Source organism: Lacrimispora sphenoides JCM 1415, from assembly GCF_900105615.1.
In the GTDB taxonomy this organism is placed as follows: Bacteria; Bacillota; Clostridia; order Lachnospirales; family Lachnospiraceae; genus Lacrimispora; species Lacrimispora sphenoides.
In genome coordinates this window covers 2,759,562-2,784,451 of the sequence record NZ_LT630003.1, presented here as the reverse complement: position 1 = coordinate 2,784,451, position 24,890 = coordinate 2,759,562, and the positions used below count along the sequence as shown (strand labels likewise).

At 44.4% G+C, this 24,890-nt stretch carries 24 protein-coding genes; 21 read left to right on the top strand and 3 right to left on the bottom strand.

The genetic code is table 11. The features are described 5' to 3' along the window. Positions 1-91 precede the first annotated feature (91 nt). From BMX69_RS12625 to BMX69_RS12615, 3 genes are all read left to right on the top strand, one after another. On the top strand, positions 92-1,342 hold the full coding sequence (locus BMX69_RS12625; RefSeq protein WP_100042525.1) for a C40 family peptidase: 1,251 nt from the start codon (positions 92-94) through the stop codon (positions 1,340-1,342). A 158-nt stretch (positions 1,343-1,500) separates the two neighbouring features. Next, on the top strand, positions 1,501-2,193 hold the full coding sequence (locus BMX69_RS12620; protein ID WP_025234293.1) for an iron-sulfur cluster assembly scaffold protein: 693 nt from the start codon (positions 1,501-1,503) through the stop codon (positions 2,191-2,193). Positions 2,194-2,268: 75 nt separating this feature from the next. After that, positions 2,269-3,279 (top strand): GGGtGRT protein, encoded by a 1,011-nt coding sequence (locus tag BMX69_RS12615; protein WP_025234292.1) that lies wholly within the window; start codon positions 2,269-2,271, stop codon positions 3,277-3,279. A gap of 209 nt (positions 3,280-3,488) precedes the next feature. Here BMX69_RS12615 and BMX69_RS12610 read toward each other — a convergent pair whose 3' ends face one another. After that, entirely contained in the window at positions 3,489-4,124 is a 636-nt protein-coding gene (locus BMX69_RS12610) for a superoxide dismutase (RefSeq protein ID WP_100042524.1), read from the bottom strand. A gap of 224 nt (positions 4,125-4,348) precedes the next feature. On the opposite strand from BMX69_RS12610, the gene BMX69_RS12605 reads away from it, so the two are divergent. Both BMX69_RS12605 and BMX69_RS12600 read left to right on the top strand, forming a co-directional pair. Next, positions 4,349-5,656 (top strand): O-acetylhomoserine aminocarboxypropyltransferase/cysteine synthase family protein, encoded by a 1,308-nt coding sequence (locus BMX69_RS12605; protein ID WP_025234289.1) that lies wholly within the window; start codon positions 4,349-4,351, stop codon positions 5,654-5,656. Between the two features lie 186 nt (positions 5,657-5,842). Continuing rightward, the gene (locus BMX69_RS12600; RefSeq protein ID WP_100042523.1) at positions 5,843-6,757 is read left to right on the top strand and encodes a LysR family transcriptional regulator; all 915 of its coding nucleotides are present in this window, start codon (positions 5,843-5,845) and stop codon (positions 6,755-6,757) included. A gap of 1,179 nt (positions 6,758-7,936) precedes the next feature. Here the strand turns inward: BMX69_RS12600 and BMX69_RS12590 are convergent. Beyond that, complete coding sequence (locus BMX69_RS12590) at positions 7,937-8,368, bottom strand: RrF2 family transcriptional regulator (protein ID WP_025234287.1); 432 nt, start codon at positions 8,366-8,368, stop codon at positions 7,937-7,939. A 210-nt stretch (positions 8,369-8,578) separates the two neighbouring features. On the opposite strand from BMX69_RS12590, the gene BMX69_RS12585 reads away from it, so the two are divergent. Both BMX69_RS12585 and BMX69_RS12580 read left to right on the top strand, forming a co-directional pair. Continuing rightward, complete coding sequence (locus BMX69_RS12585) at positions 8,579-9,733, top strand: trans-sulfuration enzyme family protein (RefSeq protein WP_054790917.1); 1,155 nt, start codon at positions 8,579-8,581, stop codon at positions 9,731-9,733. Further along, on the top strand, positions 9,726-10,910 hold the full coding sequence (locus tag BMX69_RS12580; RefSeq protein WP_100042522.1) for a MalY/PatB family protein: 1,185 nt from the start codon (positions 9,726-9,728) through the stop codon (positions 10,908-10,910). Before BMX69_RS12585 ends, BMX69_RS12580 begins: the two co-directional genes overlap by 8 nt. Before the next feature lie 158 nt (positions 10,911-11,068). Here BMX69_RS12580 and rbr read toward each other — a convergent pair whose 3' ends face one another. Then, positions 11,069-11,662: a rubrerythrin gene (gene rbr / locus BMX69_RS12575; protein ID WP_054790870.1), complete on the bottom strand. Its 594-nt coding sequence runs from the start codon at positions 11,660-11,662 to the stop codon at positions 11,069-11,071. Between the two features lie 567 nt (positions 11,663-12,229). Between rbr and cysK the strand changes: the two genes are divergently transcribed. From cysK to BMX69_RS12505, 14 genes are all read left to right on the top strand, one after another. Continuing rightward, positions 12,230-13,162 carry a cysteine synthase A gene (gene cysK, locus BMX69_RS12570; protein ID WP_054790869.1) on the top strand — a complete coding sequence of 311 codons (933 nt, stop codon included), beginning with the start codon at positions 12,230-12,232 and terminating at the stop codon, positions 13,160-13,162. A 326-nt stretch (positions 13,163-13,488) separates the two neighbouring features. Next, positions 13,489-14,469, top strand: a complete 981-nt coding sequence (locus BMX69_RS12565) for a glutathione S-transferase family protein (protein WP_100042521.1) — start codon at positions 13,489-13,491, stop codon at positions 14,467-14,469. 17 nt (positions 14,470-14,486) lie between these two features. Further along, on the top strand, positions 14,487-15,665 hold the full coding sequence (locus BMX69_RS12560) for an amidohydrolase (RefSeq protein WP_100042520.1): 1,179 nt from the start codon (positions 14,487-14,489) through the stop codon (positions 15,663-15,665). Beyond that, the gene (locus BMX69_RS12555; protein ID WP_054790868.1) at positions 15,658-16,707 is read left to right on the top strand and encodes a methionine ABC transporter ATP-binding protein; all 1,050 of its coding nucleotides are present in this window, start codon (positions 15,658-15,660) and stop codon (positions 16,705-16,707) included. Before BMX69_RS12560 ends, BMX69_RS12555 begins: the two co-directional genes overlap by 8 nt. Continuing rightward, on the top strand, positions 16,700-17,368 hold the full coding sequence (locus BMX69_RS12550; protein ID WP_100042519.1) for a methionine ABC transporter permease: 669 nt from the start codon (positions 16,700-16,702) through the stop codon (positions 17,366-17,368). Before BMX69_RS12555 ends, BMX69_RS12550 begins: the two co-directional genes overlap by 8 nt. A gap of 15 nt (positions 17,369-17,383) precedes the next feature. Further along, positions 17,384-18,208 carry a MetQ/NlpA family ABC transporter substrate-binding protein gene (locus BMX69_RS12545; RefSeq protein WP_054790867.1) on the top strand — a complete coding sequence of 275 codons (825 nt, stop codon included), beginning with the start codon at positions 17,384-17,386 and terminating at the stop codon, positions 18,206-18,208. A gap of 75 nt (positions 18,209-18,283) precedes the next feature. Next, positions 18,284-19,213: a transporter substrate-binding domain-containing protein gene (locus tag BMX69_RS12540; protein ID WP_054790866.1), complete on the top strand. Its 930-nt coding sequence runs from the start codon at positions 18,284-18,286 to the stop codon at positions 19,211-19,213. Between the two features lie 18 nt (positions 19,214-19,231). Beyond that, positions 19,232-20,032 (top strand): amino acid ABC transporter permease, encoded by an 801-nt coding sequence (locus BMX69_RS12535; protein ID WP_100042518.1) that lies wholly within the window; start codon positions 19,232-19,234, stop codon positions 20,030-20,032. Positions 20,033-20,034: 2 nt separating this feature from the next. Next, complete coding sequence (locus BMX69_RS12530) at positions 20,035-20,799, top strand: amino acid ABC transporter ATP-binding protein (protein WP_100042517.1); 765 nt, start codon at positions 20,035-20,037, stop codon at positions 20,797-20,799. A gap of 53 nt (positions 20,800-20,852) precedes the next feature. Next, the gene (locus BMX69_RS12525) at positions 20,853-21,875 is read left to right on the top strand and encodes a glutathione S-transferase C-terminal domain-containing protein (RefSeq protein ID WP_100042516.1); all 1,023 of its coding nucleotides are present in this window, start codon (positions 20,853-20,855) and stop codon (positions 21,873-21,875) included. Next, positions 21,868-22,356 carry a GNAT family N-acetyltransferase gene (locus BMX69_RS12520; protein WP_100042515.1) on the top strand — a complete coding sequence of 163 codons (489 nt, stop codon included), beginning with the start codon at positions 21,868-21,870 and terminating at the stop codon, positions 22,354-22,356. The genes BMX69_RS12525 and BMX69_RS12520 overlap by 8 nt, the downstream gene beginning before the upstream one ends. Before the next feature lie 31 nt (positions 22,357-22,387). Further along, entirely contained in the window at positions 22,388-23,353 is a 966-nt protein-coding gene (locus BMX69_RS12515) for a glutathione S-transferase family protein (RefSeq protein WP_100042514.1), read from the top strand. A gap of 45 nt (positions 23,354-23,398) precedes the next feature. Continuing rightward, a complete protein-coding gene (locus BMX69_RS12510) occupies positions 23,399-23,839 on the top strand; it encodes a GNAT family N-acetyltransferase (RefSeq protein WP_100042513.1) in 441 nt (146 codons plus the stop codon). Between the two features lie 12 nt (positions 23,840-23,851). Further along, on the top strand, positions 23,852-24,868 hold the full coding sequence (locus tag BMX69_RS12505; protein ID WP_054790863.1) for a glutathione S-transferase C-terminal domain-containing protein: 1,017 nt from the start codon (positions 23,852-23,854) through the stop codon (positions 24,866-24,868). Positions 24,869-24,890 lie beyond the last annotated feature (22 nt).

The following is a 24,890-nucleotide window of genomic DNA, read 5'->3' as shown; positions in this document are numbered from 1 at the left end:
ACAATTATCAAAATTTTCCAAAAAAGACTTGAATTTCACCATGGTTATACGTTAACATATAAGGTAGAAAAAAGGGGAAAAGGAACTGACGATGAAACGAAAAATGCAGAATATGTATGAAAGAAACAGGAAAATGATTAAAAAGCTTCTCTGCGGCCTGTTGGTAAGTGCAATGGTCTGCGGCCAGACTGTTCCCGCCTGGGCCACGTCAAAAGCGGAAAAAGAAAAACAGGAAGCGCAAAAAAAACTGGAAGAGGCAAATAAAAAAGCCCAGGAAGCTGAAGGCAAAAAGAGCGCTGCCCAGAATCAGGTATCAAAGCTGACTTCTGATCTGACTGCTCTTTTGGCTGATATCAAAGTTCTGGAAAGTGATATGGCCAACAAGGAAGCAGAGATCAAGCAGGCAGAGCTGGACTATGCAGCAGCTAAGAAAGAGGAAGAAAAGCAGTACGCTTCCATGAAGAAGCGAATCCAGTACATGTACGAAAAGGGAGATACAGAATATCTGGATATTTTCCTTCAGGTTAAGAACATGTCTGATCTTCTTAATAAGGCGGAATACGTAGAAGGAATTTATACATACGACCGGAACATGCTGATCACCTATCAGGAGACAAAGCAGAAGGTGGCCGATTATAAGTCTGACCTGGAAGAGGACAAGGCTGAGATGGAGGTCATGGAGCTGGAGTATAAGGAACAGCAATCTGCACTTGAGACACTGATCTCCACGAAGAAAAAGGAAGTTTCCAATTTCGACAGCCAGCTTGCACAAGCCAAGCAGGATGCGGCGGTTTTTGCCCAGACGGTAGCAAAGAAGAATGAAGAGATCCGCAAGGCGAAAGAAGAGGAGGCCAGAAAGAAGGCAGCCGAAGAAGCCAGGAAAAAAGCGGAGGAAGAGGCCAGAAAGAAAGCTGCGGCAAACACCAGCTCAAAACCCAAGTCCTCCAATGCCAACAACAAGTACACCGGTCCGTCTGCTTCCAAAAGCAGCGGAGGATCAGCGGAGGGCCGTGCGGTTGCGGATTACGGACTTCAGTTTGTGGGGAACCCCTATGTATTTGGAGGTACCAGCCTGACGAACGGTACGGACTGCTCCGGGTTTGTACTGTCTGTGTACAAGAAATTCGGCTACTCCCTACCAAGAAGCTCTTCGGAGCAGCGCTCTGCAGGGCGTGAGGTATCCTATTCTGATGCCCAGCCGGGAGACCTGATCTGCTATGCAGGCCATATAGGAATTTACATCGGTAATGGACAAATAGTTCATGCCAGTTCCCCGTCGACCGGTATTAAGGTAGGAAATGCCACCTACCGGACGATTTTATCCGTCAGAAGAATTGTATAGGAATGTGTTTTGCAGGGAGGGATCCGCTGATCCCTCCCTGTTTCCTTAAAAAGAGCTTGCGGAAATCGACATTATATGAGAAAATGTAATCAAGTATGATGTGATATATTTAACAAAGTACTGTTCACAATTATTACTTATTCGAAAGGAGTTTTAACATGATTTATTCACAGGAAGTAGAAGAGATGTGCACAGTGGCACAGGGCGTTCATCACGGCGCTGCTCCAATCCCAGAAGAAGCAAAATGGGTAAAATCTAGAGAAGTTAAAGATATCTCCGGTCTGACACATGGCGTTGGCTGGTGTGCTCCTCAGCAGGGTGCATGCAAGCTGACTCTTAACGTAAAAGAGGGTATTATCCAGGAAGCATTAGTAGAAACTATCGGCTGTTCCGGTATGACACATTCCGCTGCTATGGCAGCAGAGATCCTGCCAGGACTGACCGTTTTAGAAGCATTAAATACAGACCTTGTTTGTGACGCCATCAACACCGCTATGAGAGAATTATTCTTACAGATCGCATACGGCAGAACACAGAGTGCATTTTCTGAGGATGGACTTCCGGTAGGTGCAGGACTGGAAGACTTAGGAAAGGGTCTCCGTTCACAGGTTGGTACCATGTACGGAACATTAAAGAAAGGTCCTCGTTACTTAGAGATGGCGGAAGGCTATGTAACCGGTATCGCTCTGGATGAAGAAGATCAGATCATTGGCTATCAGTTCGTAAGCCTTGGAAAGATGACTGACTTCATCAAGAAGGGTGATGACCCGACGACTGCTTGGGAAAAGGCAAAAGGACAGTACGGACGCGTTGCCGAAGCTGCTAAGATCATTGACCCAAGACATGAATAATCAGATTGGCAAAAGCCTGTCGGTTAGCGGTTATCAAAGCGAAGATATTTGGCCAATAATAAGGAGGACAAGATAATGGCATTATTTGAATCATATGAGAGAAGAATTGACAAAATCAATTCTGTATTAAATAGCTATGGCATTGCTTCTATTGAAGAAGCTGAAAAGATTACAAAAGATGCAGGTCTGGATGTATACGAGCAGGTAAAGAAGATCCAGCCGATCTGTTTTGAGAATGCTTGTTGGGCTTACATCGTTGGTGCAGCAATTGCAATCAAGAAAGACTGCAGAAAAGCAGCAGACGCAGCAGCAGCTATTGGAGAAGGTCTTCAGGCTTTCTGTATTCCAGGTTCCGTTGCCGATCAGCGTAAAGTAGGTCTGGGACATGGTAACTTAGGAAAGATGCTTCTGGAAGAAGAGACCGAGTGCTTCTGCTTTTTAGCAGGTCATGAGTCCTTTGCAGCAGCTGAAGGCGCAATCGGTATTGCTGAGAAGGCAAACAAGGTTCGTCAGAAACCATTAAGAGTTATTTTAAATGGTTTAGGAAAAGATGCAGCACAGATCATTTCCAGAATCAATGGATTTACATATGTAGAAACAGAGATGGATTATTACTCAGGCGAAGTAAAAGAGCTTTGGAGAAAGTCATACTCAGAAGGTTTAAGAGCAAAAGTTAACTGCTACGGTGCAAACGATGTTACAGAAGGTGTTGCAGTTATGTGGAAGGAAGGCGTTGATGTTTCTATCACAGGAAACTCTACCAACCCAACCAGATTCCAGCATCCGGTAGCAGGAACCTATAAGAAAGAATGTTCAGAGAAGGGCAAGAAGTACTTTTCCGTAGCATCCGGCGGCGGTACAGGACGTACCCTTCATCCGGATAACATGGCAGCAGGTCCAGCTTCCTACGGTATGACTGATACTATGGGACGTATGCACTCTGATGCTCAGTTCGCAGGTTCTTCTTCCGTTCCGGCTCACGTGGAAATGATGGGTCTGATCGGTATGGGTAACAACCCTATGGTTGGGGCTACCGTTGCTGTGGCTGTAGGAATTGAAGAGAGTGCAAGAGAAGGTAAATTCTAAGGATAAACCTTGATTTTTAAGGTGTTTTACTTTTAGAAAAGGAAAGAGGAGTCGCTTTGCCGGTTCCTCTTTTTGCTTATTAAATATCCAGTCAGAGGGAAGCTGTATGACCAATGAAAGACTTTCCGGCAGAAGAATGAAAACCTTCAAACAGACAATATAATAATCATCGGTTTGAAGGTTTGATTTTATAATCCGGAGTATCCATATTAAGATTTTGCACTGATGCATGCTTTATAACGTTCGTCCGCAGCCTCCCAGCTTACCACATGGAACCAGTCTTCTATGTATGCGGCCCTGTCGTTAAACCGCTTCAAAAAATAGGCATGTTCCCAGCAGTCGATGCCTGCAATCACGCAAAGGCCATCTGAGATAGGGGAATTCTGGTTTGGTGTTGTTACGAGTTTCAGCACGCCGTTAGAATCCACTACCAGCCAGGCATACCCGGATCCAAATATAGCCAGTGCATACCTTTTGAATTCATCAAAAAACTGTTCCACCGATCCAAAGTATTGTACGATGGCAGGATACAATACTTCAGCCTGGGTCCGGGTCATGGAATTGGTCATTCCGAAGAAATAGATGGTGTGATTATAAACTCCGCCCGCATTATTAATGATGCCCTGACGGACTTCCGAAGGAAGGCTTTCCGTGTCCGAAAGCAGCTCCTCCAAAGATTTGTTTTGCAGCTGCGGATAATTCGACAGGATCCCGTTAAGATTCGCCACATATCGTTGCTGCAGCCTATCGTGGTGCAGGTACATGGTTTGCGTGTCTATGTAGGGTTCCAGCGCATCGTATGGATACGGCAGCGGCAGGTTTACAAAGGGGTAATGTTCATTCATAGGTCATTGTCCTTATTATTATTTGTATATATATATTCAGTACTCAGGGATATATGATGGATAAGCAGGAGCTTGTAACAGAAATCTATGAAGGCTCTGCTATAGGTTTTTCCTATAACCAGGTCATAATAATATCAATTAACACTTAGCCATAAAACCAGGTATAATACCAATTAAGAAGATACGAAATAAATAATCAGTATAACATTTGGGAGGAAATTCATATGGCTAAGAAGACAAGAGCTGAGAGAAATTTAAAATTTGAAACATTACAATTACATGTTGGACAGGAACAGGCGGATCCGGTTACCGATGCCAGAGCAGTACCCATTTACCAGACATCTTCCTATGTGTTCCATAACAGCGATCACGCTGCGGCCAGATTCAGCCTGTCAGATGCAGGAAATATTTATGGGAGACTGACAAACCCAACCCAGGACGTCTTTGAGCGCAGGATAGCTGCTTTGGAAGGCGGAGTGGCTGCCCTGGCAGTGGCTTCCGGAGCTGCTGCAGTTACATATTCCATTGAGAATATTGCCAAAAGCGGGGATCATATTGTAGCGGCAAAGAATATCTATGGCGGTACTTATAATCTGCTGGAGCATACTCTCCCAGAATACGGAGTTGAAACGACCTTTGTGGATCCTTTTGATTACGAAGCTTTTGACAAAGCCATTCGGGAAAACACAAAGCTGGTATTCATTGAAACTCTGGGCAATCCCAATTCCGACGTGGTTGATATTGAAAAGCTTGCAGGCATCGCTCATGCACATAAAATTCCGCTGATTGTGGACAATACCTTTGCAACTCCTTATCTGGTAAGACCAATTGAATACGGAGCGGATATTGTAGTCCATTCCGCCACAAAATATATTGGAGGCCATGGAACAGCCATTGGCGGGGTCATTGTTGACGGCGGAACATTCGATTGGGAGGCTTCCGGGAAATTTGCTTCCCTTACAGAGCCGAACCCAAGCTACCATGGAATCAGTTTTACCAAGGCTGTAGGAGCGGCCGCTTATGTAACAAAGATCCGCGCCATTTTACTCCGTGATACCGGAGCAGCTCTTTCTCCCTTCCATGGGTTTTTATTCCTCCAGGGCTTAGAAACCTTATCCCTTCGTGTAGAACGCCATGTGGAAAATGCTCTGAAGGTGGCTCAGTATTTAAAGAACCATCCACAGGTGGAGAAGGTGCACCATCCTTCTGTCTCAGAGGATCCGGAGCAGCAGGAATTATACGGCAAATATTTTCCAAATGGCGGAGGTTCCATATTTACCTTCGAAATCAAGGGAGATGCCAGGAAGGCAAAAGATTTTATTGACCAGTTGGAATTATTCTCCCTGTTAGCCAATGTAGCTGACGTAAAATCTTTAGTCATTCATCCGGCGTCCACGACCCATTCCCAGATGTCAGTAGAGGAATTGGAGGATTCAGGAATCAAACCGAACACCATCCGGTTATCCATAGGAACGGAACATGCAGCTGATATTATAGAAGATTTAGAGGAAGCATTTAAGGCGGTTCAATAAGTCAGGTTTAACAGAATCAAAAACAGGCTGCCATACTCCTATGGCAGCCCTTTGAGCGCTTGGTATAGGGAGAAAAGCCATCGGCGATGTGATCTACCCAAAAAGCGTGGGCAAGAATGAGGAAACACCCTTCGGGTATACCTTTATGCCCAAAAAGCGTGGGCAAGAATGAGGAAAGGAGATACCATGACATTACAGCAGCTTCGTTATGCCATATGCATTGCAACTCAAAAATCCATGAATAAGGCGGCTGCCGAGTTGTTTATCACGCAGCCCAGCCTATCAAGCACCATCCGGGATCTGGAAGAAGAGATCGGCATTAAGCTGTTTCTTCGTTCAAACCGGGGAATCGTAATCACTCCGGAAGGAGAGGAGTTCCTTGGATATGCCAGACAGATGCTGGAGCAGTACCGCCAGATGGAAGAGCGGTTCGTAAAGAAGGAAAAGTTTAAGAAAAAATTCAGCGTATCCATGCAGCATTACACCTTTGCCGTTCAGGCCTTTATCCATATGGCAAAGGAATTCGGTATGGATGATTACGAATTTGCCGTCCACGAAACCAAAACCTATGAAGTCATTGAAAATGTAAGGAACCAGAAAAGCGAATTAGGGATCCTGTACTTAAATGATTTTAACCAGAAGGCCATTGAAAAAATTTTTAATGATAATGAACTGGAATTTGTGGAATTATTTCAGTGCGGAATCTACGTTTTCCTATGGAAGGGCAATCCGCTGGCAGAAAAAGAGCTGATCGAATTTGATGATTTAAAGAATTATCCCTGCCTGTCCTTTGAACAGGGGAATAATAATTCCTTTTATCTGGCGGAAGAAGTGTTCAGCACTTATGAATATAAGCAGATCATAAAGGCGGATGACAGAGCCACGCTCTTAAATCTCATGGTAGGATTAAATGGCTATACCCTGTGCTCCGGGATTATCTGTGAAGATTTAAATGGAGATGAATATAGGGCAATTCCTCTTAATACCGATGATAAGATGAGAATTGGATATATAAAAAAGAAAAAAATGCCCTTAAGCATCCTTGGTGAAAAATATATAGCGGAACTGATCAGATTAAAAGAAAAACATCTTCCTGACTAAGTTTAATAGCAGTTTATCATGCGTCACGGTGTGCTGAAGTTCAGTATTTCCGTGGCGTTTCCCGTTTTATTTGATCGGTGCATTCATTTAGCATTACTTACCTTTATTATATATAATTGTAAGTGGTGTTTTCTATTAAGGCCCAGAAATGGGCATAGAAATATTGCTATTACATGAGAAAGAAAAGGAACTGACCAGGAATATAGAATGAGTGATATTGTATAGAGATACCGGCTTTCTCAGTTTATGAAAGAGAAGTAGAATGGTGGAAACTGTACCCCTGAGGAAAATGCTGTCATTGGGAAAAGCTCACTAGGCTTTTAGCTGACTTTAGTTCCATGGTTACTTGGATAGTGGGAAAAGTAATTCGAATAGAGCGGATAATTCCGCTGTACTGAAACTTCTATCCCATGTTGTTCTTAGAGGTAAATCATAATAGAATAGAGCCGAATAATCGGCTGTATGGAAGACAACGTATTTTTGCGCTGAGTGCTTATACCGGCCCTGTCTATAGTAAAAAAATGCTAAAAACAGGGAAAGCGGGAGGCTGAAGTAATTGCACATTGAAATGGGATATGTTACCATAGTGGAATGGAATAATCGTGTCACTGCAAGGGCGTTTGGCCTTCCATCATACATAGATGGGAGGTGGTGCGGATGAAATATGACTTTAAAGACCTTATGGCCTTTGGTATGTTCATAATCGCATTACTTACCTTTATTTTCGTTAATTGTAAGTAGCGTTTTTCTTTAAAGTCCTGGAAACAGGCATAGAAAAACCACCCTTGTAAAACATTGGCGTGTTAAGTAGGGTGGAGTTTTCTATCTCATTTAATGGCCAACCCCTTGTATTGGGGCGGTTGTTCCTTTTGTAATTCTAATATAGCATATCTGGAACGGTATATCAAGCCTACTCTTCCTCGTCAGATACGTATTCCAATAAATTCCCATTCTGACATTTAAGTAATTAGCAAACAGTTGAGATATTATCCCAAGATACTGGCTCGTTATTGCGGAACTTCTGCATAGTTGCTTCGCTTAAAAGCTTTTCCTTTTTAAGCCTGTATGTTGAATATCCTACATCTTTAAGCGCAAAAATAACATATCCATAATAAAGCTGTGAAATCCTTGATTTAAAAGGAAATCTCATAAATATGAGTGTATTTGAGTTTCACTTCCCTAAATATAATATTCAGGAGACTCCTGATACCTGTCAAGAATGTCCTGCAGGGTAATGCCATTTAAATAATTTGCAATAACTTCTGAAAGCCCCTGCCAGATGGGAAGAGTCAGACAGTCAGCCTGCCTGGAGCATATGTTTGGATCGTTGTCCATACAGCTGACAGGATTTAAGCTTCCTTCTGAGCTGAGCAGGATATCTCCGATGGTTATCTGGGAGGGTTGCCTTGCCAGCTTATAACCACCCATGTGACCACGGTAGGTAGTGAGCAGATTGCTACGGTTTAAAAAAGGAACAATCTGTTCAAGATATTTTTTAGAAATGTTCTGCCTTTCGGAAATGTCCTTTAAGGCAATGAATTCCTCATTATAATGTTCCGCTAAATCAATCATCATGCGAAGGGAATAGCGGCCGCGAGTTGATATTTTCATAGTATACCACCTTACAAAACAATTTTGTGTATCAATACCTATTTTACCATGGGTTGAATAGGTATTCAACCCATGAAATAAAATTCTTTAGCAATAGAAATTAACTATAGCAGGTGATTGCTTTTAAGTAATACCATTGGCGGCGTTCCATTGGTATACTTAAGGAAAGAATAAATGCATGATTCCAAATTGAGAAAGAGGGGTATGAATATGGAATACGGGATTTCTACTAAATGTTTATACGGCAATGGGGAAGGGGTTGCTACAGACAAGTCTGGAGCCATCAGCTTTCCTATTTACCAGACAGCGACCTTTGCTCATAGGGGAATCGGGGAAAGCACCGGTTATGATTACAGCCGCCTGCAGAATCCAACCAGAGAGCAGCTGGAAAAGGTGGTGGCTTCCCTTGAAAATGGAGTGGATGCCCTGGCATTTTCAAGCGGTATGGCAGCAATCACGGCTTTAATGGAACTGTTTCAGCCGGGAGACCATATAATAACCGATTGTGATTTATATGGCGGGAGCATCCGTTTGTTTGATAATATCAGCAAGAAGAACGGGATTTTGATCAGTTCCGTAGACTGTTCCCGCGGGGACATTGCAGAATTTGAAAACCTGATCGGTGAAAATACAAAAGCAATATACATAGAGACTCCGACAAACCCTATGATGAATGTTATAGACATCGGTAAGCTGGCAGAGATTGCAAAGAAGAACCATTTGCTTTTGATCGTGGACAATACGTTTTTGTCCCCTTACTTTCAAAACCCATTGAAGCTGGGGGCTGATATTGTTGTCCACAGCGGAACCAAATATCTGGGCGGCCATAATGATACCATCGCAGGCTTTCTGGTCACCGCCTCGGCAGAGATATCCGAAAAGCTCAGGTTTATAATTAAGACGGTAGGTTCTGGTCTGTCTCCTTTTGACAGCTGGCTCATATTAAGAGGGATTAAAACCCTTGGAATCCGGATGGAGCGGGGAGAGGAGAATGCCAGAAAACTTGTGGAATGGCTGTGCAGGGAAAAGAAGGTCACAAAGGTATATTACCCCGGAATCCAGTCTCATCCCGGTCACGAGGTCTGTAAAAAGCAGGCAAGGGGATTTGGCTCCATGGTAACCTTTGAGGTGGAGACAACGGAGCTTGCCCATCGGATTTTAAAAGAGGTGAAACTGATCCGTTTTGCAGAAAGTTTGGGTGGTGTGGAAACGCTGATCACTTACCCGATTACCCAGACTCATGCCGATGTGCCGAAAGAGGTTCTGGCCGCCAATGGCGTTACCGACAGGATCTTAAGATTATCAGTGGGGATCGAGGACTCAGAAGATCTGATAAGGGAATTGGAGAGAATATTTTATGTGTAAGGAAACGATTAATTTTGATGAAGTCATAAACCGTAAACATACGAACAGTCTCAAGTATGATTTTGCAATAAGAAGGGGAAAACCGGAAAATCTTTTACCCCTGTGGGTAGCGGATATGGACTTTAAGGTATCCGGGAAGATTTTGGAGGCCCTTCATGAGCGGGTTGACCATGGGATTTTTGGTTACAGCGAGGTCCAGGAAGAATATTTTGAAGCCATCCGGGACTGGATGGAAAAAAAGCATCACTGGAATGTGGAGAGCAGATGGCTGATCAAAACACCTGGTGTTGTATTTGCCTTAGCCATGGCTGTCCAGGCTTTTACAGATCAGGGGGATGGGGTTATGATCCAGCAGCCGGTATATTATCCCTTCAGCGAAATCATTGAGGATAATGACAGGGTAGTCGTGGATAATTCCCTGTATCTTGGAGAAGATGGCAAGTATCACATGGATTTAGAAGATTTTGAAAGAAAAGCAGAAGAGTTCCATGTGAAATTATTTCTATTATGCAGTCCCCATAATCCGGTAGGAAGAGTCTGGAGCCGGGAGGAGTTGGTAAAATTAGGGGAAATCTGTATTCGCAGGGATATCCTTGTGGTCAGCGATGAGATTCATCAGGATTTTGTGTTTGAGGGAGAGCACCTGGTATTTGCCAATCTAAGCGAAGAACTAAAAAACAGGACTATTACCTGTACCTCCCCAAGTAAGACCTTTAATCTGGCGGGTTTACAGGTTTCCAATATATTTATTGCAAATCAGAAGCTGAGGCGTAGGTTCCGCAGACAGGTGGCGGCAGCCGGGTACAGTCAGCTTAATACCCTGGGCTTAACTGCATGTGAAGCGGCGTACCGCAATGGAGAAGAGTGGCATGATCAGCTCATGGAGTATTTAAAGGCAAACGTTTCCTATGTACGTGAGTTTTTAAAAGAAAAAATACCCAACGTCAAGCTTATAGAACCGGAAGGAACCTATCTTGTCTGGCTGGATCTCCGGGAACTGGGCCTTACAGAAGGGGAGAGAGAAGACCTGATCATAAAAAAGGCAGGGCTTTGGCTGGACAGCGGGGCCATGTTCGGTCCGGTGGGAGAGGGATTTGAAAGAATCAACATCGCATGCCCCCGGTCTATTCTGGAGCAGGCCTTAGATAACTTAGAGCAAGCTATAAAAACGTTATGAAACATAATTTTATCACCAGTCGTGATTATGAAATGGTTTCTGATATGGAAAACGCCGGAGCCCCGCATAAAAAGGATGTCATTGCGAGGCTTCGGCGTTTATTCTATGCTTTTGTTTATTAAGGAAAACAGGCAATTATGCCCATACGTCAAATTCCTTTATTTTCCGAATGGAGAGTCTTCCCGGCGTACAAAATACCCCTGGTTATGGCTGCAAACAGGGCAGACCTGCGGCGCTTTGGTTCCTTTATGGATATGACCGCAGTTTAAGCAGATATATTCTGTGGTCGTATCGTTTTCAAAAAGTTTATTGTCTTGCACCAGCTGCGCATACTGGGCAAAACGCTGGCTGTGTACTTTTTCAACTTCAGCGATCATATAAAAGGAATTTGCGATACTGGAAAATCCCTCTTCCTTAGCCTTGTCGCCAAAGGATTTATAAATGGTGTCGTGCTCGGCAGCTTCATGTTGGGCGGAGAGCTGCAAAAGCTCCAGGATGTTATTGGAGTTGTCAATTGGATAGTTGGCGCTTATGGAGATTTCCTGACCATGGAACTCTTTTAAGTGATTATAGAATACCTCAGCGTGTTCCTTCTCTTGATTTCCGGTATAATGGAAAAGCCAGTATAAAACAGCAAGATTTTGATTTTTTGCCTGGGACGCGGCAAATTCGTAACGCCGCCAAGCCTGGCACTCTCCTGCAAAAGCTTTTAAAAGGTTCTCTTTTGTAACGCTGTCTTTCAGTGCGACCATGTTTTGTTCCTCCTAATTTATTTACCAGTAGTGTTACCAGATTTCACCTGGTTTATAATAAAAAATGGAAGATATGGAAATAAAAGATTTATTATATCACCATTTTCGATGACACCAAAAAGTTGCAGAGCCGATCACCACGTTTCCTTAACATGTGTTTGGCTCTGCATCTTTGGCATGAATTATAAGAGGGGATGATCGGCAACGGAATCAATAAAAATATTGTAAAAAGGTATTGACACATTTCTCTTCGTATATTAATATAATTATAGCATATAAACCTATTAAAAATATAGGTAATGAAAAGAGATGATCAGTATGAAGGAATTCAAATTCATGGCAGCAGGTAATCATGGATTTTATAATAATAGATGTTGTTGTCAGACTGTATGTATGAATAGAGATATAGCTTTGTTGTAATGCTTATTATGATGCCTGATATCCTGGAATATGAGAAATATCCATATTTCAGCGGAACAAAGGAGCAGGTGCCCTAATTGGCAGCCGCTCTATTTTCATTTAATTAACCAAAAATATTAAATATCATATAAAACGGAGGTAAAGAATATGGGAACAATTAAAGAAAGCGCAGTGGAACTCATTGGTGGAACACCGATACTCAAATTAAACCGGTACAGTGCAAAGGAAGGAATCGAGGGCGTTACGCTTCTGGCTAAGCTGGAATACTTAAATCCTGCCGGTTCCGTTAAAGACAGGATCGCTCTTGCCATGATTGAAGATGCAGAAGAAAAAGGGATCTTAAAGCCTGGAGCAACCATCATTGAGCCGACATCAGGAAATACCGGAATCGGTTTGGCAGCCGTTGCGGCGGCCAAAGGCTACCGGACCATTCTGACGCTCCCGGATACCATGAGCGTGGAACGTAGAAACTTATTAAAAGCCTATGGTGCAGAATTAGAATTAACTGAGGGAGCAAAGGGCATGAGAGGGGCTATTGAGAAAGCAGAGGAGCTGAAAGACAGCATACCTGGTTCTATAATCCTGGGACAGTTTGTGAACCAGGCAAACCCCAAAGTACACAAGGAAACCACCGGGCCGGAGATCTGGGAACAGACAGCTGGGGAAGTGGACATTTTTGTAGCTGGCGTAGGTACAGGCGGAACCATTACAGGTGTGGGACAATATTTAAAGGAAAAGAAACCGGATGTCAGAATTGTAGCGGTAGAACCGGCAAGCAGTCCGGTACTCTCCGGAGGCAAACCAGGGCCTCACAAGATTCAGGGTATCGGCGCAGGATTTGTGCCTGAAGTCCTGGATACCGGAATTTACGATGAAATAATTACCGTTGAGAATGAGGATTCATTTAAGGAAGGTAAGGCTTTTGCAGTATCAGAGGGAATTCTGGTGGGGATCTCTTCCGGCGCTGCACTAAAAGCCGCAAAGCTGCTGGCGGAAAGACCGGAAAACAAGGGAAAGACCATCGTCGTCTTACTGCCGGATTCCGGTGACCGGTATTTGTCCACTCCTTTATTCGGCTAAATTGTTTCATGAAATAAGATGACTGGTGGTTTAGGAAACAGCTGGCTATAAGATTATCTTATTACCAGCTGTATTTTTTTCATATTATACAAATACCTATAGGAATGGTAAGATATGAATATAAGGAATCAGAAAAGTTTGGAAAGGAGTTAATAATGGTTCAGATGAATGAGAAGATGTGTTGTTGCTGTAAATGCGGAAAGAATGGTCATTTAATTTGTGTCTTGAAACCTGAAACTCCTGTGCATGGTTTTTATGCATAGAAGGCAGGTGTCAGAGGGCATCTGCTTTTTTTGTACTCAAATTTAGGAAAGAAGGAAGAAAATATGGCAATAGAAGAGAGATTCGGAAAGGTAGCGACCACAGAAGATACCCACGAAGTATCTGAAACAGGCGCTTTTGTAAGACAGGATAATTATTTTGTCACACCCTTTGGTGAAGGGGAGGGAGAGCTTCCGGTGGAAGCCGGGCGGTACCGGCTCATATGGACGCCCCTATGCCCATGGGCCACAAGACAGATCATTGCCTTAAAGCTTCTGGGGCTGGAAGATGCGATCAGCGTCGGTAAGGTAAGTCCCGTAAGAACGGAGAACGGCTGGGAATTTTCCCTTGACGAGGGCGGCGTGGATCCGGTTCTTAAAATCCGGTATCTCCCGGAAATCTATGCAGCCACAGACCCGGAATATGAAGGAAGGGCAACGGTTCCCACTGTGGTAGATTTAAAGACCAGAAAGGTGGTAAACAACGATTATCACCGTTTGACAAATTACTGGGAAACCGCATGGAAGCCATTTTATAAGCCGGGGGCACCGGATCTGTATCCTGAGGATTTAAGAGAGGAAATTGATGAACTCAATGTGATCTTATTCCATGAAGTGAACAACGGGGTATACAAAGCAGGTTTTGCACAGTCCCAAAAAGAATATGAAACTGCATATGATGTGCTGTTTCAAAGGCTTGACTGGCTGGAAGAACGGCTTTCCAAGGGGAGATATCTGTTTGGAGACCGGCTCACTGATTCTGATATCCGGTTATATGTAACCCTTGCCCGGTTTGACGTGGCTTACTATTTCAGTCATAAGACAAACAGGAACCGCATTGCGGATTTTGATAATCTGTGGAATTATGCAAAGGACTTGTATACGATTCCGGCATTTAAAGAGGCCACGGATTTTGATTCCATAAAAAGGGGATATCTCCTGGGAAGCCATGGACACAATCCATATAACATTCTTCCCCTGGGACCGGATGTTTCCATCTGGGATGAACCGAATAACAGGGATGAGAAATTCGGAAAGAGAAAATAGGAAAGGCAGGAGCGTTTATGTCTGATTCTACATTTTATAACCAGATTACAGAAACCTTTCATTGGTTTCACCAAAATCCCGAACTATCCTTTGAAGAGTACGAGACAACGGGCCGAATTCGTGAGTTTTTAGAATACTACAATATCCGTATCCTGGATTTGGATTTAAAAACAGGATTGGCAGCAGAAATACAAGGTGAAAACGACGGTCCTGTGATCGCACTGCGCTGCGATATCGACGCTCTGCCCGTGCAGGAAGAAACCGAGTTACCCTATGCCTCTGCCATAACTGGAAAGATGCACGCCTGCGGTCACGACTTTCATACCACAGTGATGCTGTATGTGGCAAAAAAATTACAGGAGCAGCGGGAACATTTGCACGGAACGGTAAAAATCCTGTTTCAACCCGCCGAGGAATCCTCGGTCGGTGCTTTGGAAGTAATCAAAACAAAGGTTCTTGATGATGTTGACGGGATCTACGGCCTGCATACCGATATCACACTCCCGGTTGGAACTGTAGGAATTGTTTCCGGAAGTGTTACCGCCGCTGTTGACAGGTTTACAGTCAGGCTTACGGGAAAAGGCACCCATGCGGCTCACCCTCAGGACGGAATTGATCCTGTGCTTACAGCATCACAGATTGTAACCCTTGCCCAAAGCATCATCAGCCGTAATATTGATCCGTTTTCTCAGGGCCTGCTCAGCATAACCCGTGTTACGGCAGGTAACACATGGAATGTAATTCCGCAGACAGCAGAGCTTGAAGGAACGGTACGCACCATGGGTAGACACAATCGCCGTCTGATCGAAGAACGTTTCCGTACACTGGTTCAGCATATTGCATTGTCACAGGGGACAGAAGCAGAAATAGACTGGCTTGCAGGGCCTCCTGCCACAAATAATGCCCCGTGTTTTGAGCCTGCTGCTGCCGCCGTAGCAAAAGAACAGGGGCTGAAGGTCAAAACTTCTTCACCGTCTCTTGGCGGAGAAGACTTTGCCTTTTATCAGGAAAAGATTCCAGGTTTCTTCATTCGTATAGGAACTGGTGAGTCCTATCCCAACCACCACCCGAAATTTCAAGTTGACACCAATGCATTGAAGCCGGCCATTGATTATTTTGCAGCTTTGGCACAAAAAACTCTTTTAGCCTTAAAAAGCGGGGAATTGATTCCTGCGCAGGAGGCATCTGATGATTGAAATTCAAAACGTAAGTAAACGGTTTGATTCTGCTTCTGGTGAAGTTCATGCCTTGCGGCAGGTCAGCCTTACAGTAAAAAAGGGCGATATTTTCGGAGTGATAGGTTTCAGCGGAGCAGGTAAATCTACCCTGGTACGCCTGGTAAACTTATTGGAGCGCCCATCAGAAGGGCGGGTACTGGTTGATGGCACGGACATCACCACCCTGTCAAAACCGGACTTACGAAAGCTGAGAAAGAATATCGGCATGATTTTCCAGCAATTTAATCTGCTCCAGTCCAAATCTGTTTTTCAGAACGTAGCGGCGCCGCTGGTATTGAACAAAGTGCCCAAAAAGGACATAGAAAAGCGGGTAAAAGAGCTCTTGCAGTTTGTAGAGCTTGAGGATAAAACCCACACCAATGTATCAAAGCTTTCAGGCGGTCAAAAACAAAGGGTCGGCATAGCCCGCGCCCTTGCCACAAATCCCAGCATCTTACTTTGCGACGAGGCTACAAGTGCTTTGGATCCTAAGACCACGGATTCTATTCTGGAGTTATTGAAAAAAATAAACAGGGAGCTGAATGTTACGATTCTCCTGATCACTCACGAAATGCACGTTATTTGTGATGTTTGTAACAAAGTTGCGGTTATGGATAATGGAAGGGTGCTAGAGAAGGGAACAGTGCTTGAAGTATTCGGTAATCCACAGAATAAAATTACCAGAAGTTTTGTAAAGACCGTGATTGACGACAGCATACCCAGGAGCCTTGCCCGGGAAATTCTTAAATATCAGGGAGATAACCGGATTTTCCGTCTGCGTTTTCAAGGAAATATTGCCGGAAAACCCCTGCTGTACCGCATAAGCGCGGAATACCACTTGGAAAACAGCATTTTGTTTGCCACCGTTTGTGAACTTCAGGGAGTTGTGTTCAGCGTTATGATTGTGCAGGTATTTGGTTCCGCTCAAAGGCTTGACGAGGTGCAGCAATTTATTGAAGATTCCGGAGTCTATGTGGAAGTCTTACGTTTGACCGGGGGAGAGGAGGATCGCAATGATTGAGCAATATTTAGGCATTACAAGCGAACAGATGATAATTGCTGCCGGCCAGACCGTTTATATGCTGTTCTGGGGGCTGGTGCTGGGATCACTACTTGGGATTCCCCTCGGCATATTACTTACCATTACACGTAAGGGCGGTATCCTGCAAAACAAAGCTGTCTATACCCTGATCAATTACACAATTAACATTGTGCGCTCCGTGCCATATATTATTTTGCTGGTGGCAATTATGCCCTTAACAAAAATCATTGTGGGTACCCGGATCGGCACCCAGGCCGCTTTGGTTTCGCTGGTGTTTTACATTACTCCATTTCTTTCGCGCCTGGTAGAAAGCTCGCTGCTTGAGGTTGATAAGGGCATCATCGAAGCGGCGGAAGCCATGGGGGCGACTCCTTTGCAGGTTATTTGGTACTTTTTGCTGCCGGAAGCATTGGGTTCGCTGATCTTGTCCCTGACCACAGGCACCATCGGTCTCCTTGGTGCAACCGCCATGGCGGGAGCCATAGGCGGAGGCGGTGTTGGTAACCTGGCATTAACCTATGGGTATCAGCAATTTAACACACCCTTAATGGTTGCGACCGTAATCGTATTGATCGTGTTTGTGCAGCTGATTCAAGGGCTTGGAAATTATTTATCAAAACGTGTCAGAGCACGTGAATAAAGGAGGAACCTGTTTATGAAAAAAATTGGATTGATTATCATCGCTGCCTTACTTGCCGTCACTGTCGCCGGCTGCTCAGCCAATAGCGAAAGCAAGCTGGGCCAGGACAAAAAAACATTGAAATACGGCAAGGCTGCAGGACCCTATACGGTATTATTTGAAGATGCAGTGAAACCCATCTTAGAGAAGCAGGGGTATCAGCTGGAAGTGGTTGATTTTTCAGACCTTTTGCAGAATGATACCGCGTTGAATGAAGGTGAAATTGACTTTAACGTGGAACAGCATACTGCTTATGCAGAAAATTTCAACAATAAGCAAAATGGAAACCTTGTTCCCATCTCCCCCATACCCACCGTTCCCGCCGGACTGTTTTCTGCAAAGCACACCTCTTTGGACGCCATAGCGGATGGCGCGATTGTCGCAGTGCCAAATGACGCATCCAATACGGCACGTGCTTATGCACTTCTTCAAAAGGCCGGCTGGATCAAGCTTAACCCGGATGTTCCCCTTGAAACGGTGAAACAATCCGACATCATTGAAAACACGTACAACATCAATTTTGTGGAAATGGATTCGTTAAACATCCCTCCTGCTCTGGATGATTTTGACTTTGCAGTGATCACAGGAAGCATTGTTTATAATGCAGGCATTGATCCATCTACCGCCATATTACAAGAAGATATTTTGGATCATCTGATTTTACAGGTGGTTGTAAAAGAAGAGAACAAAGATACAAAATGGGCAAAGGACATCGCAGCTGCTTATCACTCGGACGAATTGAAAGAGTATATGAAAAAGAACAACTCAGGCTTGTGGTTCGTTCCCCAGGAATTGCAATAGCATAGACTCCATCCGGTAACAGGAAGGAGATAACCCAAACAAAGAAAATCATTTTATAAAAGAGGAGAGAAAATTATGAAGAAAAATATTGCAGGCAAATCAATCCTGGGGGTGCTTACGGCAGTGGCCGTATTAGGAGCCCTGACCGGATGCAAGAGCAGTACTAATCCGGCGGCAACCAAAGCAGCTGAGGAAACAACAAAAACAGAAAGTTCAGAAGAACCGGCGACACAGGAGGAGAGCAGTGAGGCTGCAGGCACAGCAGAACCGGTGGTCATTCATGCGGCAACAGGCGGTTCTCCAAAGCCGTTCACCTTTGTGGACAGCAGCAATCAGCTTACCGGTCACAATATTGAACTGATCAAAGCTGTTTTTGACCGGCTCCCCCAATATAAGCTTGAAATCGAAGTGACCGATTTTACCTCCATTTTCGCAGGCCTGGATTCCGACCGGTACCAGATCGGTGTAAATAATTTTGCGAAGAATGAGAGCAGAAAAGAAAAGTATTTATTTACCGATCCGATCTTTGCCAATGAGTACGTTGCCATCTTTGCAAAGAACAATGAAAAGGCAGCAGGCATAGAGACATGGGATGATCTTGCTGGCTTAAAGACTATTTCATCTGCGGGAATTAATATCACCACAGCCCTGGAAAACTATAACGCCGCCCATAGCCAGAATCCCATTGCAATCGAATACAGTGATGAAGACCTTGTGCTGCAGATTCAGGATGTGGAAGCAGGGAAATATGATTTTGTATTAATGGATAAACCGATGTTCGAGTATTATCAGAAAGAATTTAGTTTTAATGTGGAAGGAGCTTCCATCAGCAACACCCTTTCAAAGGACTTAATGGAAGAACCCTTCAGTTATCTGATTGTCAGCAAGGGAAATGAGAAACTGGTAGAGGATATCGACAAGGCGTTAAAAGAAGTGATTGAGGACGGAACTTCTAAGGAAATTAACTTAAAATGGTTTGGATCCGATTACTCCCCATCTTATTAATAAAACCGGAGGAACAAGATGAGCAAAATATTTGACTGGCAGCTGGTGTTCACGGAAATTCCTGCATTGCTGAAATACTTGCCTGTAACACTGCAGCTGACAGGAGTTGCCCTGATAATCGGTTGGGTGATAGGGCTTTTGATCGCCGTAGTGAAGATCCACAATGTCCCGGTCCTGCGGCAATTATGTACTTTATTTGTTTCGGTCGTACGGGGAACTCCGATTATCGTCCAGCTTTATCTTACGTATTTTGGAATTCCTATCGCATTGAAATACTATAACTTTTACAATGGAACTTCTTATAACGTAAATGGAATCCCGTCAATTATTTTTGCGATCGTGGCCCTGGGGCTTAATCAATCTGCCTTTGATTCAGAAACCATACGGGCAGCCATACAGTCCGTGGAAAAAGGGCAGGTTGAGGCAGCCAAGGCTCTTGGAATGAACGGGTTCCAGATATTCCGCAGGGTTTTGTTCCCCCAGGCGGTGACTGTAGCCCTCCCATCCCTGGGAAACTCCCTCATAAGCCTGGTAAAGGGGACCTCACTTGCATTTACCTGCTCGGTCGTTGAGATAACGGCTCAGGGTAAGATTCTTGCTGGAAACAGCTACCGGTATTTTGAAGCATATTGTTCTCTGGCTATCATCTACTGGGTAATGACGATTTTTATTGAGCGGCTGTTTGTATATTTAGAAAAAAAGATGAGCGTTCCGGAAACGGTTTCGGCAGAAGAGTCCTGCGGACATATCTTTACACCCGGTAAAACGGGGCGGGTCCTGTCCAAAAAGCATGGACAGGAACAGGGAAAGGAGGAATAAGTGTGAGTGTCATTGAAATTCGTGGATTAAGTAAAAAATTTGGCAAGAACGTGGTGCTGGATAACATTGATCTGGTCATACACGAAGGTGATGTGGTCGCCATCATCGGACCATCAGGAACCGGTAAGTCCACCCTGCTCCGTTCCATCAATCTGCTTGAAAAACCGGAAAAGGGAACCATCAAGATAAACGATCAGGAAATCGACCTTACTACAAGATCAGCCAGGGAAAAACTGGAGTTGCGGAAGAATACGGAAATGGTATTCCAGCAGTTTAATCTTTTCAAGAACCGGACCGCCCTGGAAAATGTAATGGAAGGGCTGTTGGTAGTAAAAAAGCTAAAGAAAAACGAGGCCAGAAGCATTGCGGAAAAGCACTTGCAGAAGGTAGGGATGGGGGACCGTTTGTCCCATTATCCCAGGCATTTATCCGGAGGGCAGCAGCAAAGGGTGGCCATCGCAAGGGCGCTGGCTATGAATCCGAAACTGCTTCTCATGGATGAACCGACATCGGCTCTGGACCCGGAGCTGGTGAGCGAAGTTCTGATTACTATAAAAAAGGCAGCCCAGGAGGGCAATACCATACTCCTTGTAACCCATGAGATGAATTTTGTGAGAAACGTGGCCAATCGGATCATTTTCCTGGAAAACGGAAAAATTGTAGCTGACGGAACACCGAAAGAGATCTTTGATAATCCGAAAAACCAACGGTTAAAGGAGTTTTTAGTAAAGATTCACATGTTGGAAAGCGCTGATTATACGATATAACCGAATCAAGAAAGGCCGCGGATTGCAAATATCCGCTTGACAGGGAGAATGATATGGCAGAAGGAATCGAAGTCTTTGAGAACACATTTCGTCATCAAATTCAGGCGGGCGGGGAAATCAAGGTCCAGGATAATTTATTTAAAAAGAAATTTGGCAGGGAAGAAGGGGAGTGGCCGGTGGAAGCCGGCCGGTACCGACTGCTTTGGATGCCGGCCTGTCCCCATGCGCACAAGGTCATAATAGCCAGAAGGCTTTTGGGACTGGATAAGGTTATCAGCCTTGGAACAACGGGAATTTTCCGTGATCCCAAAGGCTGGGTATTTACAGAGGATCCGGGTGAGAAGGATCCTGTTTTGGGAATCCACTATTTAAAAGAAATTTATGACAGGGATACTCCTGACGGAGATTACAAGGAACGGCCTACCGTTCCCATTCTGGCAGATACAACCTCAGGAAAAGGTGTGAATAATGATCACTTCTGGATCCCGGTCTATTTTGAAACTGCATGGAAGCCATATCATAAGGACGGTGCACCGGAGCTTTATCCGGCTGATCTTCGGACAGAAATCAATGAGCTCAACCATTTCATATTCGAAAGAATCAACAATGGCGTATATGACGTTGGCTTTGCCAGATCTCAGGAAGCATACGAGAAGGCTTTTGAAGCCTTTTTTAAGGCAATGGATCTCCTGGATCAAAGACTGGAATCAAGGCGTTTTTTATTCGGAGATTATATTACGGACTCTGATATCAGGCTGTATCCGACTCTGGCTAGATTTGATGTGGTATACCATCAGGTTTTTCATGCAAACAAAAAGAGACTGGTGGAGTATAAGAATTTGTGGCCCTATGCCAGAGATTTATATCAGGTTCCGGAAATAAAAGAAAGCACCTATTTTGATGTATACAAAAAGCATTATCAATTATCGCCCCATCTAAAACCTCTATGGGGAAATGTATATTCCATAGTTGCCAAGGGACCTGATGTCAGTGGCTGGGAGCTGCCGTCAGGGCGGGAAAACTTAAGCAGGGACCCGGATAAAAAATTGAAACTTCAGGAGGTCTTCCATGAATGATATCACCTACAAGATAACAAAGGAAGGGATTCACTGGCAGGAAGTCGCCGATGTGCTTCGGCGTTCCGGGCTGTCGGACCGGTCTGCAAAAGATCAGGAGACCATCTTTAACAACAGTTATGCTGTAGTGTTTGTCTATGACAAAGAGAGGATCGTGGGGGTTGGAAGGGCCTTATCCGATGGCGTCTGCCAGGCAGCGATCTATAATATTGCTCTTGATGAAGAATATCAGGGATACGGAATCGGCAGAAAACTGATTGAATTGCTGCTTGATCAGGTTAAGGGCCAGAATGTCATCCTATACACCCATCCCAGGACGGTCGCTCTATACGAAAAAATGGGATTTCGCAGGAATAAGACAGCCATGAGCATATTCCGGGGATCAGAAGATTCTTTAAACTGGATGAAAAAAGAAGGATTCCTGCTTCCGGAAAAATACCGCTTTGTCGATGAATACGGCAGAGACGATATGAAACATTAGGCAGGTTTAAAAAAAGGATGAGGTAATTACTATGTCAAAGAAATTTATAAAGGATGAAATCGAAAAAGACGGGAAATTCAACCGGCAGAAAAACCAGTTTACAACGGCATTTGGAACAGAAGAAGGGCAGCTGCCTGTAGAAGCAGGAAGATACCGCCTGTTCTGGTCCCCTGCCTGCCCATGGGCCCACCGCTCTGTCATTGTAAGGAGCCTGCTTGGGCTTCAGGATGTAATCAGTCTGGGTACGCTGGATCCTCTAAGACCTGATGTGGAGCGGACCGATTGGGCATTTACTCTGGATGAGAATGAGGAAGATCCGGTATTAAAGATCCGGTATTTAAGTGAAGCCTATTTAAAAGCAGATCCCGGATATAAGGGAAGGTTTACCGTACCTGCAGTCGTGGATTTAACGACAGGAAAGGTCGTAAATAACGATTACTTTAACCTGACCAGATACTGGGAGGTGGAGTGGAAGAAGTATCATAAGCCGGGAGCACCGGATTTATACCCGGTTGCATTAAGAGAAGAGATTGATGCATTAAATGATATTCTTTTCCATGAAATTAACAACGGAGTCTACAAAGCAGGTTTTGCCAGAAGTCAGGAAGCTTATGAGGAGGCATATGAACTTGTCTTTCACCGTCTTGACTGGCTGGAAGAACGCTTAAGTCACAGCCGTTACCTGTTTGGGGATAACATCACGGAATCCGATATTCGATTGTATGTGACCCTGGCCCGCTTTGATGTGGCCTACTATAATGGCTTTTTATTAAACCGCAGCCTGATTTCCGATTTCCCTAATCTCTGGGGATATGCAAGGGATCTATATGAACAGCCGGGATTTGGCGATACCACGGATTTAGAGGCTATCAAAAAACACTATCATTTATGTGCTGTTTCCACGAATCCATATGGTATCGTACCTAAGGGACCGGATCTTTCCATCTGGAAAACACCTCATGGCAGGGATAAAATAAATTTTAACCTCATCAAGTAGGATCACGGATTGCGAATATCCGATTGACATAAAGGAGTGGCGGTTATGAAGGCGGTAAGGGTAAAGGAACTCTGGCAGTTAGCAGGCGTTCATTATGTAAGGACAGAAACCATGGTAAAAGGGTTCCATGTTCCGATATATGAAGAATTTGATGAAAGAGATTCCGAAAAATCTCTCTATGTGCTGGTACTGGATGATATCAATCCGATTGCAGCCTGCAGGATCCGTTTTCCCGAGGGAGAAGGAGCGGCTAAAATTGAGCGGGTCAGCGTCCTTAAGGAATACCGGAAAAAGGGAGTAGGGCGGCTGTTAATCGAAGAGGCCGAACGCTGGATCCAGGAATCCGGGTTTAAAAAAGTCTGCATCACCAGCCGGGATGAAGCGGTAGGCTTTTATGAAGCCCTGGGTTATAAAGCGGATTACAGCAGGCAGATGGACACAGGTATTTTTAAGATTATTTATACAGAAAAAATATTGAGCCAATAGGAGGAGATTCATATGTCAAGCTGCAGCATCGGGCAAAAGATACGCCCAAAGGAAATAGAGAAGGAAATCGATGAAAGAGGAGCATTTATTCGTCAGCCCAACCATTTTACAACTCCATTTGGTGATGGTGAAAATGATTTAAAGGCAGAAAGCGGCCGGTACCGGCTGTTTTGGGCAAAAGGCTGTCATTGGTCCAACCGGGCTTCCATTGTACGGGAACTATTAGGACTTGAGGAGGCAATCGGTATCAATTTAGTTGGCCACAGCAAAGAAAATCGTGCATATGGCTGGGAATTCGTGTATAATGAGGACAGAAAAGACCCGGTCCTCGGCGTTCAGTATTTAAGTGAGCTATACTATCATGCGGACCCGGATTATGAAGGACGCTGCACTGTGCCGGCCCTGGTCGATGTTACTGCAGAAAAGGTAGTAAATAATGATTACCACAGGCTGACCAACTACTTCGAAACAGCGTTCCGTCCATTTCAAAGCCCGGATGCCCCGGATCTGTACCCGGAGGAACTGAGAAAAGAGATCGATGATTACAATGACTGGCTTTTTCCCAATGTAAATAACGGGACCTACCGGATGATGTTTGCGCAGTCCATCACAGCTTATGAAGAGGCATTTGAAGACTTTTATCATGCACTGGACCTCATCGAAGAGCGTCTTTCCAAAACCCGTTTCTTATTTGGAGATTATGTGACTGACAGCGATGTGAGACTTTTTGTGACCCTGGCAAGGTTTGATACCCATTATTACAGGAATCTGGGCCCCATAAAGCACAGAATCGTTGATTACGAGAACATCTGGGGATATTGCAGGGACTTATATGAAATTCCTGCATTCAGAAACAATACGTACTTTCGGGATATTGCGGCGCCCCAGTCAGAAAACAAGTCCTTTTTCCAGGATTTTAATTCCCGTTTCGTGAACCAGATTGATTACGAGGGTATCTGGTCTGCACCACAGAACCGGAAGGAATTAAGCAAAACACCGGAAGAAAAGTTTAAAAGATATGATAATTAATATATGAACCCATAGGAAAAGA

Excerpts from the sequence above, each read along its gene's own strand:
- BMX69_RS12625 (WP_100042525.1), top strand. The coding sequence starts at position 92 with ATGAAACGAAAAATGCAGAATATGTATGAAAGAAACAGGAAAATGATT.
- BMX69_RS12620 (WP_025234293.1), top strand. The coding sequence starts at position 1,501 with ATGATTTATTCACAGGAAGTAGAAGAGATGTGCACAGTGGCACAGGGC.
- BMX69_RS12615 (WP_025234292.1), top strand. The coding sequence starts at position 2,269 with ATGGCATTATTTGAATCATATGAGAGAAGAATTGACAAAATCAATTCT.
- BMX69_RS12610 (WP_100042524.1), bottom strand. The coding sequence starts at position 4,124 with ATGAATGAACATTACCCCTTTGTAAACCTGCCGCTGCCGTATCCATAC.
- BMX69_RS12605 (WP_025234289.1), top strand. The coding sequence starts at position 4,349 with ATGGCTAAGAAGACAAGAGCTGAGAGAAATTTAAAATTTGAAACATTA.
- BMX69_RS12600 (WP_100042523.1), top strand. The coding sequence starts at position 5,843 with ATGACATTACAGCAGCTTCGTTATGCCATATGCATTGCAACTCAAAAA.
- BMX69_RS12590 (WP_025234287.1), bottom strand. The coding sequence starts at position 8,368 with ATGAAAATATCAACTCGCGGCCGCTATTCCCTTCGCATGATGATTGAT.
- BMX69_RS12585 (WP_054790917.1), top strand. The coding sequence starts at position 8,579 with ATGGAATACGGGATTTCTACTAAATGTTTATACGGCAATGGGGAAGGG.
- BMX69_RS12580 (WP_100042522.1), top strand. The coding sequence starts at position 9,726 with ATGTGTAAGGAAACGATTAATTTTGATGAAGTCATAAACCGTAAACAT.
- rbr (WP_054790870.1), bottom strand. The coding sequence starts at position 11,662 with ATGGTCGCACTGAAAGACAGCGTTACAAAAGAGAACCTTTTAAAAGCT.
- cysK (WP_054790869.1), top strand. The coding sequence starts at position 12,230 with ATGGGAACAATTAAAGAAAGCGCAGTGGAACTCATTGGTGGAACACCG.
- BMX69_RS12565 (WP_100042521.1), top strand. The coding sequence starts at position 13,489 with ATGGCAATAGAAGAGAGATTCGGAAAGGTAGCGACCACAGAAGATACC.
- BMX69_RS12560 (WP_100042520.1), top strand. The coding sequence starts at position 14,487 with ATGTCTGATTCTACATTTTATAACCAGATTACAGAAACCTTTCATTGG.
- BMX69_RS12555 (WP_054790868.1), top strand. The coding sequence starts at position 15,658 with ATGATTGAAATTCAAAACGTAAGTAAACGGTTTGATTCTGCTTCTGGT.
- BMX69_RS12550 (WP_100042519.1), top strand. The coding sequence starts at position 16,700 with ATGATTGAGCAATATTTAGGCATTACAAGCGAACAGATGATAATTGCT.
- BMX69_RS12545 (WP_054790867.1), top strand. The coding sequence starts at position 17,384 with ATGAAAAAAATTGGATTGATTATCATCGCTGCCTTACTTGCCGTCACT.
- BMX69_RS12540 (WP_054790866.1), top strand. The coding sequence starts at position 18,284 with ATGAAGAAAAATATTGCAGGCAAATCAATCCTGGGGGTGCTTACGGCA.
- BMX69_RS12535 (WP_100042518.1), top strand. The coding sequence starts at position 19,232 with ATGAGCAAAATATTTGACTGGCAGCTGGTGTTCACGGAAATTCCTGCA.
- BMX69_RS12525 (WP_100042516.1), top strand. The coding sequence starts at position 20,853 with ATGGCAGAAGGAATCGAAGTCTTTGAGAACACATTTCGTCATCAAATT.
- BMX69_RS12520 (WP_100042515.1), top strand. The coding sequence starts at position 21,868 with ATGAATGATATCACCTACAAGATAACAAAGGAAGGGATTCACTGGCAG.
- BMX69_RS12515 (WP_100042514.1), top strand. The coding sequence starts at position 22,388 with ATGTCAAAGAAATTTATAAAGGATGAAATCGAAAAAGACGGGAAATTC.
- BMX69_RS12510 (WP_100042513.1), top strand. The coding sequence starts at position 23,399 with ATGAAGGCGGTAAGGGTAAAGGAACTCTGGCAGTTAGCAGGCGTTCAT.
- BMX69_RS12505 (WP_054790863.1), top strand. The coding sequence starts at position 23,852 with ATGTCAAGCTGCAGCATCGGGCAAAAGATACGCCCAAAGGAAATAGAG.